A 14,204-nucleotide genomic window follows, 5' to 3' on the forward strand; every position below is an offset into this window, starting at 1 on the left:
CGATGGCCCCTACCCGCTCACGCCCGGTCCACGGGCGCCGCCCGCGACCTCCGCGGGACGATCCCCACCCGGTCCCGCCGACCGCCCGATCCGGAAGCACCCATGCGCCTGTTCTCCACTCCTGCCCGACTGTTCCGCGTCCTCGCCGTGGCCGAGATGATCACGTGGGCGCTCCTGCTCATCGGGATGTTCGTGAAGTACGTGCTGCAGGCCGGAGGTGGCGTGGTCAGCGTCGCCGGGCCCATCCACGGCTTCGCGTTCCTCGCGTACGTGCTGGTCACGGTGCTGGTGGCGATCGATCAGCGGTGGAAGGCGGGCACCGTCCTGCTGGGCATCGGCTCGGCGATCATCCCGTTCCTGACATGGCCCTTCGAGCGCTGGGCCGAGCGTCGCGGGCTGCTGGGCCGCAGCTGGCGGCTGCGGGACGAGCCCGCCCGCGGCCCGCTCCAGACGGTCGTCGCCGCGGCCGTGCGCCGCCCCGTCGCGGCAGGGCTCATCGGCCTGGCCGTGGTGGTGGTCGTCTTCGTGGCCCTGCTCATCGCGGGCCCGCCCACCCAGATGGGCCACTGACCACTCCGAGGATGTGGACCCGCTCACCCCATAAGCATTCCTAGGGTCCTGCTCGTACACTGCTCGGATGGATCCTCGACGACTGCTGATCTTCCGCACCGTGGTGCGCAACGGTTCGATCGGTGCGGGTGCCCGGGAGCTCGGGTGGACGCAGCCCGCCGTGTCCCAGCACCTCGCCGCCCTCGAGAAGGAGGTCGGCACCCAGCTGCTGCTGCGCAGCTCCTCCGGCGTGACCCCCACCGAGGCCGGGCACCGCCTGTCCATCCACGCGGAGTCGATCGCCGCGCAGCTGCATGCCGCCGAGGAGGAACTGGCCGACATCACGGCCCTGCGCCGCGGCCGGGTGCGCTTCGCGACCTTCCCGTCGGCCGCCGCGGTGTTCCTGCCGCCGGCGCTGGCGCGCATGTCGGAGGTGGCCCCCAAGGTGGAGGTGTCCTTCGCCGAGCTCGAGCCGCCGGACGCGATCCCCGCCCTGCTGGACAACGAGCTCGACCTGGCGATGGTGTTCCGCTACGGCTGCACCGACATCGACGCCGAGGGCACCCTCGAGTGGACACCTCTGCTCGAGGATCGTGTCCTGGCGATCCTGCCGCGGGAGCATCCGCGCGCGGAGGATCCCGAGCTGACCCTCGCGGACCTGGCCAAGGAGAACTGGATCGCCGGCTGTGAGCGCTGCCGCGCGAACCTCGTGGCGCGTGCCCGGGAGGCCGGTTTCACGCCGAGGATCCGCCACTCCACCGACGACGCGACCGTCGTCCAGCGCCTCATCACCCACGGTGCGGGCGTGGCCCTGCTGCCCGACATCACGCTCGAGGCCTCGCCCTCGGACCAGGTGGTGGTGCGCGCGCTGCCCGAGCTGGTCCCGCGCACGATCGGCCTCATCAACCGGCGAGGCGCCCTGTCGATCCCGGCCGTGGCCGCGCTGCGGGACGCCCTGGTCGCCGAGACCTCCGAGCGCGCGGTCGAGGCCGCGCTGATCTGAGGATCCGGCCCCGGCACACGGGTTCACGGGCCCGTCGGTCCCAGGCGGCGCGGGCTAGGCTGGTCCCATGACCGAGCGAGGGTCCGCACCGCAGACCGAGGGCATCCCTGCCCGCGCCTGGCTGCGGCCGGTCCTGTTCCTGCTCGGCGGTCTCGCCGCCGCGGTCCTGCTGTACCTCGTGGGCCAGACGATCGCGGCCATCGTCCTCGCACTCCTGACGCTGTTCATGGCGTACTGGACGTCGCCGCTGCGCAGCGGTCAGCACGTCCCCTTCGCCGACGCGATCGCCCGCCGCGATCCGGGCCACGCGATCATCCTGTGGGCCCCCGGGGATCCGCTGTCGGCGCGCCTGCAGACGGCCGTCCGGGGCGATCGGGACGACGTGTCCTGGGTCAACGTGTACCGGGACCCGGAGGCGGCGTCGTTCCTCGACTGCAGCGGGGGACGCGGCGCGATCCCGCTGGTGATCGTGGGCGACGAGATCGTGCGCCGGGCCACCGTGGGCCAGTACCTCGACGCCCGCGCCCACGAGCCGGTCCAGGACGCCTCGGACTCGTCCTCCCCCACGGCCTGACCCGGACGCCGCGCGCGTCTCCGGTCCGACGGTCCGGAGCCCGCCGGGAACGCCGACCCGGCGCCCCGCCCCTCACTCCTGCGCGAACGCCCCGATCACGAGGTTCCACGGCCGCACCACGCGACCGGCCACCAGGCCCTCACGGCGGAACGGGTCCTCGTCGAACACCGCCAGGACGTCCTCGACGGACTCGCCCTGGACGATGATCAGCGCGCCGGGCGCGCCGTCGTCGGCCCAGGGGCCCGAGGCCTTGAGCACCCCGCGCTCGTGCAGGCCGCGCAGGAAGGCGCGGTGCTCGGGACGGTGCTCGTCCAGGCGCGCGGTGTCGTCGGCATACGTGTAGGTCACGGCGAACAGGCTCATGCTGAGATCACTCCTCCTGCGAGCAGGCCCATGAGGACCAGCGCGACGATGATGCGGTAGACGATGAACGAGGTGAACGAATTCTTCGAGACGAACCGCAGCAGCCAGGCGATCGCGGCGTACGCGACGACGAACGACACCACGGTCGCGATGATCGTCGGCACCCAGCCCACGGTCTCGGAGATGTCGTCGAACGAGGTCACGGCCTGCATGGCCCCCGCGGCGACGAGCGCCGGGATGCCCATGAAGAAACTGAGGCGGGTCGAGGTCACGCGATCGTAGCCGAGCGCGAGGCCCGCGGAGATGGTCGCGCCGGAGCGCGAGACGCCTGGGAACAGCGGGGACAGCGCCTGGAATCCGCCGATGATCAGCGCGTCGCGGATCGAGATGTCCTGCATCTCCTTCGGGTCCGCGCGCAGAGCGGCCATGCGGTCGGCGGCCCACATCGCCGCGGACCACACGAGCAGCGCGATCGCGACGACCCACAGGTTGCGCAGGCCACCCTCGATGAGGTCCCGGAACGCCAGCCCCACGACGGCCACGGGGATCGATCCGAGGATGATGCCCCAGCCCAGGGTGTAGTCGGGATCCCGGCGCGCCTCGGCCCCGGCGAGTCCGCGGAACCACGCGATGACGATCCGCACGATGTCCTTGCGGAAGAAGAGCACGGCGGCGAGGATCGCGCCGATCTGGATGACGGCCGTGAACGCGGTGATCCCGCGGCCCTCGATGTCGTGCCCCAGCAGCTTCTCGATGATGGTGAGGTGGCCGGTGCTGGAGACCGGCAGGAACTCGGTGATGCCCTCGACGATGCCGAGGATGACGGCGTGGAGCCAGTTCACGTGCGGGGTCTCCTGAGTGCGCGGGGGCTGAGGCGGGTGGAACCTCTTGAGGCTACGACTCACCGGCCCGGCCCCGCGCCGGACGCGGAGGATCCGGCAAGGCTTCACACGATCCGCACCGGTCGTGCGGCGGGCGGGACGATGTGGAAGGCTCAGGGCCGACGGTCTTTCGCGGCACGCGACGCCGGGCGGGAGCCGGGCGACCGGCCGCGCCGGGCACGGAGGGAACGCAGACGATGGACGACGGCGAGACCACGATTCCTGCGGACCGCGCTGCGTCCGCTGTCCCACCGCGCGCCGGCATCACCCCGGACGCCGCACCCGAGCGCGACTGGGACCCGCTGGCGTCGACCCGCACCCCCGCGGATCCGCCGCTGGACGTGCTGCTCTCGGGCACCGTGTTCTTCGACCTGGTGTTCACGGGACTGGCCCGGATGCCCCGGCCCGGCGAGGAGCTGTGGTCCGAGGGCATGGGCTCGTGCCCCGGCGGGATCGCCAACCTCGCCACCGCGACGGCGCGCCTGGGGCTGCGCACGGGGCTGGTGGCGGGCTTCGGCGACGATGCGTATGCGGACTGGATGTGGGACACGCTGTCCCACGACGAGGGCATCGACCTGTCCGCCTCGCGACGCTTCGCGGGCTTCCACTCCTCCCTCACGGTGTCGATCGCGACCGACGGGGATCGGGCGATGGTCACCCACGGCCACCCGCTGCCGGAGCCGCTGAGCGACCTCGTGGGCGGTGCGCCGCGGGCCCGGGTCGCGATCGTCGACCTCGCGGGCGAGACGTCGTGGTGGGCGCAGCTGGCCGCGCAGGGCACCCGGATCATCGCCGACATCGGCTACGACGAGACGGAGCGCTGGGACCCCGCGGACCTCGCGCCGCTGGCGCACTGCCACGCCTTCACGCCCAACGCCGTCGAGGCCATGCGGTACACCCGCACCGAGACCCCGGACCGTGCGGTGCGCGCCCTCGCCGAGCGGGTGCCCCTCGCGGTCGTGACCGACGGGGCCTCGGGCAGCTACGCGATCGACGCGACGACGGGCGAGGAGGCGTACTGCCCGGCGGTGCCCGTCACCGCGCTCGACACCACCGGCGCAGGCGACGTGTTCACCGCGGCGATCACCCTGGGCACGCTCGCCGAGCAGCCCCTGCACGATCGCCTGAAGTTCGCCTCGCTGTGCTCGGCGCTCGCGGTCCAGCAGTTCGGCGGCTCGCTCGCCGCTCCCGGCTGGGGCGACATCTCCGACTGGTGGCGCTGCATGACCCGCACGGCCGACGAGGGCGACCTCCGCGCGGCCTACACCCGCGACCGGTACCGCTTCCTCGACGACCTGGTGCCCGATCATCCCGTGCAGGGGCGTCGCCGGGCCCAGGGCACGTTCGCGCTGCGTTCGGACGCGGGGGCCTGACCGCCGGGGCCCCGTGACCGCGGGGCGCCGGGGCTCAGGACCGCGTGCACCCGGTGGCGTGGCCGTCAGGGCCCTCGTCGGTGCGAATGTCGGCACCGCGGTCGTCGCCGCCGATGTGATCGGCGACACGGGGACCGGTAGTCTGCCGCCATGACCCATCCCGCTCCCGGCGCCCGGACGCCCGGCCCGTTGCCCACCGGGCCCGTGCCTGCTCCGTCGACGCCCGGACCTGCCGGTCCGACGCCACCACCCACCGGGACGGCGCCCGCTCCGTTCCCCTCCGCCCCCTCTCCCGAGGACTTCCCCACGACCGTCGGCAACGACGGGCGGATCGCCTGGGCGCTCGGGCTGCTCGGGGTCCTCGGATTCCCCGTCATCGCCGCCCTCGCGATGTCGATCACGATGATCGTGCTGGGCCTGCTGCAGCGGAAGAAGAACCCGGTGGCCGCACGGACCGGGCGCAATGCGGCGATCTTCGGCGCGACGGTCCTCGCGTCGGTCCCGATCTTCTTCGGGCTGCTCTTCTTCGGGCTCCCCCGGGAGCCCACTCCTGAGCCGCCGATCGCTGCCCTCATCGCCATCCCCTTCGGGATCTGGATGATCCTGGGCGGGCCGATCACGGGCGTCGTCATGGGCATCATCGCCCTCGTGCGTCCGGTGTCCCGGGACAGGGCCGCGAAGATCCTCGCGACCACGCCTGTGCCGTCCCCTCCAGGACACTGACCTCGGAAGGACCCCCGCCATGACGACGTCGACGCCTGCGGCCGGCCCTCACGCCACCACCCCCGAGGACTTCCCGGGCTCGATGCTGACCGACGGGCGGATCGCGTGGCTCCCGGGGTTCCTGGGGGTCCTCGGGGTGCTCGTCCTCGTCGGCGGTCCACCGTTCCTCGGGTACATCTCGATGTCCGTGGCGTGGGTGATCCTCGGCCTCCTGCAGCGGACGAATCCGGTGGCCCGTCGTACCGGACGTCGCGCGGCGATCGTCGGCGGGGCCCACCTGCTGCTGCTCGCGGCGGTCCTGGGAGTACGGACCGCGCTCACAGGAGCCACCGTCGAGACGGCCGAACCCTTCGATGTGATGCTGGTCTTCCCCGGAACCGTCTACATCGTCATGCTCGCGCCACTGGTGGGGATCACCCTGGGGGTGATGGCGCTGATCGCCCCCATCTCCCGCGCGCGGGCCGCGCGCGCCCTCGCACGCCGATGAGGACTGCCCCTGGCCGTCCCGGGCCGTTCGCGATCCGGGTGCCGCTCCGGGAGCAGGCCGCCCGATGAGCGCACCGCGCGCCCCGGTCCGGCCGGAGGACTTCCCCGCACGCGCCTCCCAGGACGGCCGCATCGCCTGGTTCCTCGGCTTCCTGGGGCTTCTGGATCTGCTCGTGCTCGTGGGAGTGCCCGCGCTGGGCTACGTCACCATGTCGCTCGGGCTCGTCGCGGTGGGCCTGCTGCAACGGCGCAACCCGGTCGCCCGCGGCACGGGCCGCAGGGCCGCGCTCCTGGGCAGCGTGAACCTGGCGGTCCTCGCAGCCCTGCTGCTGCGGGGCCTGCTCCCGCCGGCCACCACCGCCGCCGCCGGTGAGGCCGTCGAGGCCGGCGGGCTGCCGCTGCTGGTGATCTGGGTGTTCTCCGGCGGCTCCCTGTTCGGGGTGGCCCTGGCACTCCTCGCGCTGCTCGTGCCCGTCTCGCGGACCCGGGCGACGACGGTCCTCGCCCGCGCGGCGGCTCGGCGCGCGGGCCGACGGCCGGCTCGACCGCCGCAGTTGCCGCCGCAGACCCCGCCGCATCCGTCGCACTGAGTCCGCGGTCCCGCCGCCCCGGGAATCCCCCCGCACCGGGACCTCCGACCCCATGACGGGGGCCACCGCACGGAGTAGCGTCGGAGACATGAAGAAGCTCATCGACTCCCCCGACACCGTCGTCGCGGATGCGCTCGAGAGGATGGCCCTGGCCCACCCCCGTACGCTCCGGGTCGACCTCGACAACCGCCTCGTCCTGCGCGCCGAGCCCAAGGAGCAGGGCAAGGTCGCCCTCGTCTCCGGCGGCGGCAGCGGGCACGAGCCCCTGCACGGCGGCTTCGTGGGCCACGGCATGCTCGATGCCGCTGCGGCCGGCGAGGTGTTCACCTCCCCCGTGCCCGATCAGATCCAGGCCGCGACCGCCGCCGTGGACCGCGGCGCGGGCGTGCTCTACATCGTGAAGAACTACACCGGCGACATCATGAACTTCGAGATGGCCGCGGAGCTCGCGGACGCCGAGTCCGGGACGGCCGTGCGCACCGTCATCACGAACGACGACGTGGCCGTGCAGGACTCGACCTACACCGCCGGTCGCCGTGGCGTCGCCGGCACCGCGCTCGTGGAGAAGATCGCGGGCGCCGCCGCCGAGGAGGGGAGGTCCCTCGACGAGGTCACCGAGATCGCCGAGCGCGTCAACGCCCGCACCCGGTCGATGGGCCTGGCCCTGACGCCCGTCACCGTCCCGGCCAATGGCAAGCCCTCCTTCGAGCTGGGCGAGGACGAGGTCGAGATCGGCATCGGCATCCACGGCGAGCCCGGCCGTCGGCGCGAGACCATCGCGCCGGCATCGGACCTGGCCCGCACCCTCCTGGACCCGATCCTCGAGGAGCTGCCCGGCGAGGGCCCCGTGCTGCTGCTGGTCAACGGCATGGGAGCGACCCCGCTGCTCGAGCTGTACGTCCTGGCGCGCGATGCCTCGAGGATCCTCGCCGAGCACGGCGTGGAGGTCTCCCGGCACCTCGTGGGCAACTACGTCACGAGCCTCGACATGGCCGGCGCCTCCCTCACCCTGCTGCGGCTGGACGAGGAGCTGACGCGGCTGTGGGACGCGCCCGTGCACACCCCGGCCCTGCGCTGGGACGAGAACGACACCAAGGAGTGAGGACCCCATGACCCAGGACGACACCGCACCCGTGTCCGCGGACGCGGACACCGGCTCTGTCCGGCCCACCGGCACGGTGGACGCCGCGGACCTCGCGGCCTGGCTGCGCCGCAGCGACGAGCTGCTGACCGAGCACGCCGCCGAGCTCAACGACCTCGACGCCGCGATCGGCGACGGCGACCACGGCACCAACATGAAGCGCGGCTTCACCGCCGTCGCCAGGATCCTCGGCGACCTCGAGGGCGGCTCGGTCGACACGCTGCTCAAGAAGGTCGGGGCGACCCTCGTCTCGACGGTCGGCGGTGCCTCCGGCCCGCTGTACGGGACGTTCTTCCTGCGCATGGGCACCTCGCAGGCCGGGGCCGAGACCCTGGACGCGTACGCGCTGCAGTCGGCCCTGCAGGCCGGCGTCGACGGGATCGGACAGCGCGGCAAGGCGATCATCGGCCAGAAGACGATGATCGACGCGTGGGTGCCGGCCCTGGACGCATACGGCCGCACCGCCGATGACCTGGGCCTCGCGCTCCAGGCGGGCGCCAAGGCCGCCGCGCAGGGCCGGGACCAGACCGCGGACCTCGTGGCGATGAAGGGGCGCGCCTCCTACCTCGGCGAGCGCGCCATCGGCCACATCGACCCCGGCGCCGCCTCGACGGCGCTGCTGTGGGAGGCGGCCGCCGAGACCCTCGGCCGGCGAGCGCCCGACGGCGCGGACTCCTCGCAGGACGCGGGCTTCGGCCTCGCGGCGGACGGGACGGCCGTGTCATGACCGGCATCGTCGTCGTCTCCCACTCCCGCGCACTCGCAGACGCCGCCGTCGAGCTCGCCACCCAGATGGTCCGCAGCGGCGGACCCCGCATCGAGATCGCCGCGGGCCTGGCGGACGGGGAGCTGGGCACCGATGCCACCGCGATCTCCGAGGCGATCACCGCGGCCGACGACGAGCAGGGCGTCGTGGTGCTCATGGACCTCGGCTCGGCGATCCTCTCCTCGGAGATGGCGCTGGAGTTCCTGGATCCGGACGTCGCGGCCCGCACCCGCCTGACCTGGGCGCCGTTCGTCGAGGGCCTGATCGGCGCGGTCGTCACCGCCTCGACCGGGGCCGATGCCGAGACCGTCGTCCGGGAGGCCCAGGTGGGCGTCGAGGCCAAGCGCCTGCAGCTCCAGGGGTAGCCCCACAGGGCCGGCGCGCCCATCGATCGACCTCGCGGGGACCTGGACAGCCGTCCGGGTCCCCGCTATCGTCACGCCCATGCATTCCGGAGTTCCGGAATTTCGTAATCGCTGGGAGGTGCGGGCATGGCCGAGGAGACGGCACCGGACGGGTCGAGCGTTCAGGAGCGCCTCGCGCTGCTCGAGGACCAGGTGGCCGCGTTGCTCGAGGAGTCGGGCACCGCGCGCGGCGGCGGACGTGACGGCCGCGGGGAGTCCGGGGAGGCGTCAGCGTCCGGACCCGCACGGGCGACATCCTCCGCGGCGGCAGGCCCGCGGCGCTCCTCGGCCGACCCCGCGCACACCGCGTCGAGCGCCACCGTCGAGGACCCCTACGCCCTCCTGCACACCCTCCAGGCCGATGCCCCTGCCCCGGGCGCCGTCGCGTACGTCGGCTCCGTCGACGTGGGGCTCGGACACGTCGAGTACCAGTGGGGCCGCCCCGCCGACGCCTTGCTCGAGGCCGACTGGGCCGAGCGCGCGGACGCCCTCGCGGCGCTCGGCCACCCGCTGCGCCTGGCGATCCTGCGCCTGCTGCTGGACGCCGAGCGCACGGTCTCCGAGATCGTCGACGCCCTGGACCTGGCCTCCACGGGCGTGGCGTACCACCACCTCCACCAGCTCCAGGGAGCCGGCTGGGTCACCTCGCCGCGCCGCGGCGTCTGGACGGTGCCGCCCCCGCGGATCGTCCCGCTGCTGGCGATCGTCCTCGCGGTCGAGGAGGCCTGAGCCCGGCCGCCCCCATTCGCTCGACCTGACCCCGCGCCACCCCCACAGCTCGACCCGAGCCCGCGCCGCCAGGCACCTCGCCGAGCGCGCGCGGTCCGCGTCGAGACCGCTCACGGACCTGCCCCTGCGATCCCCTCGATTCGACCGTCAAAGAGCTCACCATGACCATCCAGGCACCTCCGACTCCCGATACCCCGCCCCCCGCCGGCGAGCCCGGCCTCTCCACGCCCTCCCGACGCCTGGTGCTCGGGGCAGGCATCCCCGCGGTCCTCGCCCTCGGCGCCACCGTGGCGCTCGGCGCTCCGCGACCCGCCGGCCTCGGGGACGCCACCGGGGATGCGGATCTCGCCGAGGCCCTGGCGCCGCACCTGAAGGGGCACCGGCGGGTGGCCGCGGCGCTCCTCGACGGCACGGACGTCCGTCACGCGGGCTTCGGCACCGACGAGCACGGCCAGTTCGAGATCGGTTCCCTGTCCAAGACCTTCACGGGCGCCCTGGTGCTGGACGGCATGGCTCGCGGCGAGCTGGCGCTCGACAGCACGGTCGCCGAGATCCTGGGATCCAGCGCCGACTCCTCCGCGATCGCCGACAGGACCATCGCCCAGCTGGCCTCGCACTCCGCCGGGATCCCCGGACTCCCGGGCGACGTCGTCAGCCGGACCCTGTGGACGAACGCCCTGCGCAAGAACCCCTACGCCGGGTTCAGCGCCGAGGACGTCATCGGCGACGCTCTCGACAGCACGCCCACGGAACCGGGCCCGGCCGAGTACTCCAACCTGGGAGCCGCCCTCGAGGGCCAGCTCGCCGCCTACGCGGCCGACACCCCCTGGGTGGATCTGCTGCGGTCGCGGCTCCTCGAGCCCCTCGGCATGCAGGAGACCAGCGCCCCGGCCTCGGACGCGGACCTCCCCGACGGCGCGCCCCGAGGTCACGCGGCGACCGGACATCGCGCGGCGCCCTGGACGATGGACGGCTGGGCGCCCACCGGCGGGATCCGGTCCACCGGGGCGGACCTCACCCTCTACCTCCGCTCGATGATCGAGGGCACCAACCCCGGTGCGGGCGGCCTCGAGCCGGTGGCCCAGGCCTCCGACAACGTCGCGGTGGGCGTCAACTGGCACGTCCTCGTGGCCGAGGACATCGTCTGGCACAACGGCATGACGGGCGGCTTCGCCTCCTTCTGCGGCTGGAACCGCGGCACGGGCCGCGGCGTCGTCCTGCTCACCGACACCGCGCTCAGCCTCGACGAGCTCGCGGTCGGCGTGCTCACCGGGCAGGTGGCGTCATGAGCACGATCCTGGCCTATCTGCCCCTGGCCGTGCTGCTCGCCTTCGCCGTCCTCACGGCCCTCGGAGCGGTGTCCCTCCTGAGCCGGCGGCAGCATCCCCTGCGGATCCTGTCCCTGGCCCTGACCAATGCCGCCTACCTGCTGATCTGGGCGCTCCTCATCCCGCTGACCTCGGTGATCGCGATCGCGTGGTGGGTGCTCGTCGTGGCGACGCTCGCCGGGATCGTCGTGGCCTCCGTCCGGGCATCGCGGCCGCTCTCGGTCCCGGCGGCCGATCCCGCGGCGACGCGGGGCCAGGAGAAGCGCCGGCGCCGCACGCTCCGGCAGCTCGGCGCACCGGGCCTCGCCGGCGTCATCGCCAATGGCGCAGTGTTCGTCGCGGTGGCCGTGCTGGCTCTGGTGGCCGGGTGAGCGGAGTCCCGGCGGCCCGCACGCCGGGGCCTCGCTCGCCCGGCGTGCGGGGCCTTCCTCGGCTCCCGCACCGGCGCTATCGGCCCCGGATGGGCAGCCAGTCGAGCACGTCCCGGATCCCCGCGTCCCACAGGCCCCACTCGTGGTCGCCCGGGCGCAGGTCCACGGTCAGCGGGTGCCCCCGGTCCTCCGCGATCGCGATGACCTTCTCGGTCTGGCCGAGCAGCCGGTCCTCGGTGCCGCACAGCACGTAGAGCGCGGGCAGGGTGCCGGGAGCGGCCCGCTCCAGGAGGCCGGGGAGGTCGTCGATGCTCCCGGCGATCGGGGCGTCGCCGAAGATGCGCCGTCGCATCGTCGGCCGCCGGTCCCACAGATCGAAGCCGTCGAGCACCAGGGCCCCGGACAGGCTCGCCGCGGCCGCGAACCGATCGGGCCTGTTCAGGGCCAGCTTGAACGCCCCGAAGCCGCCCATCGACAGACCCGCCACGAAGGTGTCCTCCCGCTGGGTCGAGACCCGGAACGTCCGGCGCACGATCTCCGGGAGCTCCTCGGTCACGTACGTCCAGTACTTCTCCCCCAGAGCCTCATCCGTGTAGAAGGACCGACGGACCTCGGGCATCACCACCGCGATGCCCTTCTCGGACGCGTAGCGCTCGATGGACGTCCGCCGCTCCCAGGCGGTCGCGTCGTCCGAATGCCCATGCAGCAGGTAGAGCACCGGCGACGGCGCCCCATCGTCGGCGGCCGCGAGGCCGACCTGGCCCTGGGCGGACTGGGGCATGAGCACGACCATCGAGGTCGACATGCCCAGGGACTCGGAGAAATGGTCGGTGCGCAGGCGGATCATCGGGGCTCCAGACGGCGACGGGACGGGGTGCGACGGCGGCCGCCTCGGACCCGACGGCGGCGGGGTGCGCCGCGATGGCGGACACGACGGCCCTGACGGCGACGGGATCCACCGCGATGGCGGATGCATCGGCCCTGGCGCGTCCGGTACGGCGTGGGACGATGATGGCATGAGTGACCTGCCTGTGCCCGTTGCCGTTCCCGCCGCGACCCCGCCGACCAGCCCCCGCGAGGGCGGCACTCCGGACTGGGTGCGCCACGCGATCCTCTGGCAGGTCTACCCCCTGGGCTTCTGCGGCGCCCCGCAGGACCGCGAGGACCTCGGCGGCACGGTCTACGGCGGCACCGCCGGCGACAACGTCGTGCACCGCCTGGGACGCGTCACCGCCTGGCTGCCGCACCTGGTGTCGCTGGGGGCCGACGTGCTGCTGCTGAACCCGATCTTCGACTCCGTCTCCCACGGCTACGACACCCTGGACCACGACACCATCGATCCCCGCCTGGGCGATGGGGCGGACTTCGACGCGCTCGTCGCCGCGTGCCACGAGCGCGGGGTCCGGATCGTGCTGGACGGCGTGTTCAACCACGTCTCGGACCGCCACCCCGCTGTGCGTCGCGCGATCGCCGACGGGCCGGACGGCCCCGAGGCCTCGCGGATCCGCTGGGCGGGCGAGCATCCCTACGGCTTCGAGGGCAACGCGGCCCTCGTGGAGTTGAACCTGGCCGATCCGTGCGTGCAGGACGAGGTCGTGCGCGTCATGACGTCGTGGCTGGACCGCGGGGTCGACGGCTGGCGCCTGGACGCGATGTACTCCGCCGGGCCCGAGGCGTGGGCGCCGATCCTCGAGCGCGTGCGCGCCGCCCATCCCGAGGCCTGGCTGCTGGGCGAGGTGATCCACGGCGACTACGCGCACTTCGCCGCGACCTCCGGCGCGGACTCGATCACGCAGTACGAGCTGTGGAAGGCCGTCTGGTCGTCCCTGCGCGACGGCAACCTCTTCGAGCTGGCCCACGCGCTGGGCCGTGACGAGGAGTTCCGGGCACCCGTCGACGGCCACGCCCTGCTGCCGCTGACGTTCCTGGGCAATCACGACACCACCCGCATCGCCTCCCAGCTGCGCGACGGCCGTGACCTCGTCGTCGCCTACGCGCTGCTGGCCCTCCTGCCCGGCATCCCCGCCGTCTACGCGGGCGACGAGTTCGGGGCCGTCGGCATCAAGGAGGACCGCGCCGGCGGCGACGACGCCGTGCGCCCCGTCTTCCCGGACGACCCGGCCGATGCCCCGGACGCCCTCGCGGTGCTCAGCCGGGAGGCCGCCCCACACGTCCTCGAGGTGCACCGCCGCCTGCTGGGCCTGCGACGACGCCTGCCGTGGCTGGTCGACGCGCACGTCGAGGTGCCGCAGGAGACCCTGACCGACCGCACCGCGGAGATCCGGCTGACCGCCGCCTCCGGCGAGGACACGGTGCGCCTGGTGCTGAACCTCGAGGACGACGACCGCGAGGTCGACGGGGAGATCCTCGAAGCGGTGTGCGGCGCCGCGATGCTGGACGACGTCCCGCCGACGCCCGGACGGGTGCCCGCCCACGGCGCCGCGGTGGTGCGCTGAGGCGGAGCGTGCCGCGGTCTCGACCCCTCGTGCTCCCCGTGATCGTCCAGAGCCCCGGAGTAGGTTATGAGGTCATGAGCACCTCCTGGACCCTCAAGCCCGCCGCCGCCGTCAAGACCGCCCCCGTCGTCGCCATCGGCCTGCTCGGCGGGTACGTCACCGCCCGCGAGACCGGCATCCGACCGCTGGGCGGCGTGGTGCTCGGGGTCGCCGGCGCCTACGCCATCCGCTCGTGGGCGGCCCGCCGCGGCCCCGCGACCGCCGCAGCCCTCGGCGCCGTCTACGTGCTGGGCTTCGGGCTGTCCCACCCGCTGGCCAAGAAGATCGGGTCGTGGCCCGCGGTGCTGACCGTCACCGCGGCCTCGGCGGTCGCCTCGCACCTGCTCTCGGACGATCGCCCCGAGCGCGCGGCGATCGAGGGCTGATCCGCGCCGACGGCTCCGATGGCGACCTGGCTCGTCGAGGCT

At 73.6% G+C, this 14,204-nt stretch carries 18 protein-coding genes; 15 read left to right on the plus strand and 3 right to left on the minus strand.

All coding sequences use genetic code 11. The features are described from left to right. The first annotated feature begins 102 nt into the window (after nt 1-102). From ACT3TZ_RS12410 to ACT3TZ_RS12420, 3 genes are all read left to right on the plus strand, one after another. Complete coding sequence (locus ACT3TZ_RS12410; protein WP_444583736.1) at nt 103-570, plus strand: DUF3817 domain-containing protein; 468 nt, start codon at nt 103-105, stop codon at nt 568-570. A 67-nt stretch (nt 571-637) separates the two neighbouring features. Continuing rightward, nucleotides 638-1,552 carry a LysR family transcriptional regulator gene (locus ACT3TZ_RS12415; protein WP_444583737.1) on the plus strand — a complete coding sequence of 305 codons (915 nt, stop codon included), beginning with the start codon at nt 638-640 and terminating at the stop codon, nt 1,550-1,552. 67 nt (nt 1,553-1,619) lie between these two features. Then, on the plus strand, nt 1,620-2,126 hold the full coding sequence (locus tag ACT3TZ_RS12420) for a hypothetical protein (protein WP_444583738.1): 507 nt from the start codon (nt 1,620-1,622) through the stop codon (nt 2,124-2,126). A 72-nt stretch (nt 2,127-2,198) separates the two neighbouring features. Here ACT3TZ_RS12420 and ACT3TZ_RS12425 read toward each other — a convergent pair whose 3' ends face one another. After that, nucleotides 2,199-2,489: a YciI family protein gene (locus tag ACT3TZ_RS12425; protein WP_444583739.1), complete on the minus strand. Its 291-nt coding sequence runs from the start codon at nt 2,487-2,489 to the stop codon at nt 2,199-2,201. Further along, nucleotides 2,486-3,331 (minus strand): undecaprenyl-diphosphate phosphatase, encoded by an 846-nt coding sequence (locus tag ACT3TZ_RS12430; RefSeq protein ID WP_444583740.1) that lies wholly within the window; start codon nt 3,329-3,331, stop codon nt 2,486-2,488. The genes ACT3TZ_RS12425 and ACT3TZ_RS12430 overlap by 4 nt, the downstream gene beginning before the upstream one ends. Before the next feature lie 236 nt (nt 3,332-3,567). On the opposite strand from ACT3TZ_RS12430, the gene ACT3TZ_RS12435 reads away from it, so the two are divergent. The 10 genes from ACT3TZ_RS12435 to ACT3TZ_RS12480 all read left to right on the plus strand — a co-directional run bounded on the left by ACT3TZ_RS12435 (nt 3,568) and on the right by ACT3TZ_RS12480 (nt 11,281). Next, a complete protein-coding gene (locus ACT3TZ_RS12435) occupies nt 3,568-4,743 on the plus strand; it encodes a carbohydrate kinase family protein (RefSeq protein ID WP_444583741.1) in 1,176 nt (391 codons plus the stop codon). Nucleotides 4,744-4,893: 150 nt separating this feature from the next. Then, the gene (locus tag ACT3TZ_RS12440; protein WP_444583742.1) at nt 4,894-5,466 is read left to right on the plus strand and encodes a hypothetical protein; all 573 of its coding nucleotides are present in this window, start codon (nt 4,894-4,896) and stop codon (nt 5,464-5,466) included. Nucleotides 5,467-5,485: 19 nt separating this feature from the next. Then, a complete protein-coding gene (locus ACT3TZ_RS12445; RefSeq protein WP_444583743.1) occupies nt 5,486-5,953 on the plus strand; it encodes a hypothetical protein in 468 nt (155 codons plus the stop codon). 64 nt (nt 5,954-6,017) lie between these two features. Beyond that, on the plus strand, nt 6,018-6,542 hold the full coding sequence (locus tag ACT3TZ_RS12450) for a hypothetical protein (protein ID WP_444583744.1): 525 nt from the start codon (nt 6,018-6,020) through the stop codon (nt 6,540-6,542). 88 nt (nt 6,543-6,630) lie between these two features. After that, the gene (gene dhaK, locus ACT3TZ_RS12455; protein ID WP_444583745.1) at nt 6,631-7,644 is read left to right on the plus strand and encodes a dihydroxyacetone kinase subunit DhaK; all 1,014 of its coding nucleotides are present in this window, start codon (nt 6,631-6,633) and stop codon (nt 7,642-7,644) included. Between the two features lie 7 nt (nt 7,645-7,651). After that, on the plus strand, nt 7,652-8,410 hold the full coding sequence (gene dhaL / locus ACT3TZ_RS12460; protein ID WP_444583746.1) for a dihydroxyacetone kinase subunit DhaL: 759 nt from the start codon (nt 7,652-7,654) through the stop codon (nt 8,408-8,410). Further along, nucleotides 8,407-8,814 carry a dihydroxyacetone kinase phosphoryl donor subunit DhaM gene (dhaM, locus tag ACT3TZ_RS12465; RefSeq protein WP_444583747.1) on the plus strand — a complete coding sequence of 136 codons (408 nt, stop codon included), beginning with the start codon at nt 8,407-8,409 and terminating at the stop codon, nt 8,812-8,814. Before dhaL ends, dhaM begins: the two co-directional genes overlap by 4 nt. A gap of 126 nt (nt 8,815-8,940) precedes the next feature. Next, nucleotides 8,941-9,582, plus strand: a complete 642-nt coding sequence (locus ACT3TZ_RS12470) for an ArsR/SmtB family transcription factor (protein ID WP_444583748.1) — start codon at nt 8,941-8,943, stop codon at nt 9,580-9,582. A gap of 161 nt (nt 9,583-9,743) precedes the next feature. Then, nucleotides 9,744-10,871, plus strand: a complete 1,128-nt coding sequence (locus ACT3TZ_RS12475; protein WP_444583749.1) for a serine hydrolase domain-containing protein — start codon at nt 9,744-9,746, stop codon at nt 10,869-10,871. After that, nucleotides 10,868-11,281 carry a hypothetical protein gene (locus tag ACT3TZ_RS12480; protein WP_444583750.1) on the plus strand — a complete coding sequence of 138 codons (414 nt, stop codon included), beginning with the start codon at nt 10,868-10,870 and terminating at the stop codon, nt 11,279-11,281. Before ACT3TZ_RS12475 ends, ACT3TZ_RS12480 begins: the two co-directional genes overlap by 4 nt. 76 nt (nt 11,282-11,357) lie before the next feature. Here ACT3TZ_RS12480 and ACT3TZ_RS12485 read toward each other — a convergent pair whose 3' ends face one another. Next, nucleotides 11,358-12,128, minus strand: a complete 771-nt coding sequence (locus ACT3TZ_RS12485) for an alpha/beta hydrolase (protein WP_444583751.1) — start codon at nt 12,126-12,128, stop codon at nt 11,358-11,360. A gap of 169 nt (nt 12,129-12,297) precedes the next feature. Here ACT3TZ_RS12485 and ACT3TZ_RS12490 point away from each other — a divergent pair, with 169 nt between their 5' ends. Then, nucleotides 12,298-13,737: an alpha-amylase family glycosyl hydrolase gene (locus ACT3TZ_RS12490; protein WP_444583752.1), complete on the plus strand. Its 1,440-nt coding sequence runs from the start codon at nt 12,298-12,300 to the stop codon at nt 13,735-13,737. 74 nt (nt 13,738-13,811) lie between these two features. Then, entirely contained in the window at nt 13,812-14,162 is a 351-nt protein-coding gene (locus ACT3TZ_RS12495) for a hypothetical protein (RefSeq protein WP_444583753.1), read from the plus strand. Nucleotides 14,163-14,204: the final 42 nt, after the last annotated feature.

The organism is Brachybacterium sp. AOP25-B2-12 (genome assembly GCF_052378625.1).
GTDB lineage: Bacteria > Actinomycetota > Actinomycetes > Actinomycetales > Dermabacteraceae > Brachybacterium.

Bases quoted from the DNA above. Each gene is read 5' to 3' on its own strand.
- ACT3TZ_RS12485 (WP_444583751.1), bottom strand. From the start codon at position 12,128: ATGATCCGCCTGCGCACCGACCATTTCTCCGAGTCCCTGGGCATGTCG.
- ACT3TZ_RS12470 (WP_444583748.1), top strand. From the start codon at position 8,941: ATGGCCGAGGAGACGGCACCGGACGGGTCGAGCGTTCAGGAGCGCCTC.
- ACT3TZ_RS12415 (WP_444583737.1), top strand. From the start codon at position 638: ATGGATCCTCGACGACTGCTGATCTTCCGCACCGTGGTGCGCAACGGT.
- dhaM (WP_444583747.1), top strand. From the start codon at position 8,407: ATGACCGGCATCGTCGTCGTCTCCCACTCCCGCGCACTCGCAGACGCC.
- ACT3TZ_RS12475 (WP_444583749.1), top strand. From the start codon at position 9,744: ATGACCATCCAGGCACCTCCGACTCCCGATACCCCGCCCCCCGCCGGC.
- ACT3TZ_RS12445 (WP_444583743.1), top strand. From the start codon at position 5,486: ATGACGACGTCGACGCCTGCGGCCGGCCCTCACGCCACCACCCCCGAG.
- ACT3TZ_RS12440 (WP_444583742.1), top strand. From the start codon at position 4,894: ATGACCCATCCCGCTCCCGGCGCCCGGACGCCCGGCCCGTTGCCCACC.
- dhaL (WP_444583746.1), top strand. From the start codon at position 7,652: ATGACCCAGGACGACACCGCACCCGTGTCCGCGGACGCGGACACCGGC.
- dhaK (WP_444583745.1), top strand. From the start codon at position 6,631: ATGAAGAAGCTCATCGACTCCCCCGACACCGTCGTCGCGGATGCGCTC.
- ACT3TZ_RS12420 (WP_444583738.1), top strand. From the start codon at position 1,620: ATGACCGAGCGAGGGTCCGCACCGCAGACCGAGGGCATCCCTGCCCGC.
- ACT3TZ_RS12435 (WP_444583741.1), top strand. From the start codon at position 3,568: ATGGACGACGGCGAGACCACGATTCCTGCGGACCGCGCTGCGTCCGCT.
- ACT3TZ_RS12425 (WP_444583739.1), bottom strand. From the start codon at position 2,489: ATGAGCCTGTTCGCCGTGACCTACACGTATGCCGACGACACCGCGCGC.
- ACT3TZ_RS12490 (WP_444583752.1), top strand. From the start codon at position 12,298: ATGAGTGACCTGCCTGTGCCCGTTGCCGTTCCCGCCGCGACCCCGCCG.
- ACT3TZ_RS12480 (WP_444583750.1), top strand. From the start codon at position 10,868: ATGAGCACGATCCTGGCCTATCTGCCCCTGGCCGTGCTGCTCGCCTTC.
- ACT3TZ_RS12410 (WP_444583736.1), top strand. From the start codon at position 103: ATGCGCCTGTTCTCCACTCCTGCCCGACTGTTCCGCGTCCTCGCCGTG.
- ACT3TZ_RS12495 (WP_444583753.1), top strand. From the start codon at position 13,812: ATGAGCACCTCCTGGACCCTCAAGCCCGCCGCCGCCGTCAAGACCGCC.
- ACT3TZ_RS12450 (WP_444583744.1), top strand. From the start codon at position 6,018: ATGAGCGCACCGCGCGCCCCGGTCCGGCCGGAGGACTTCCCCGCACGC.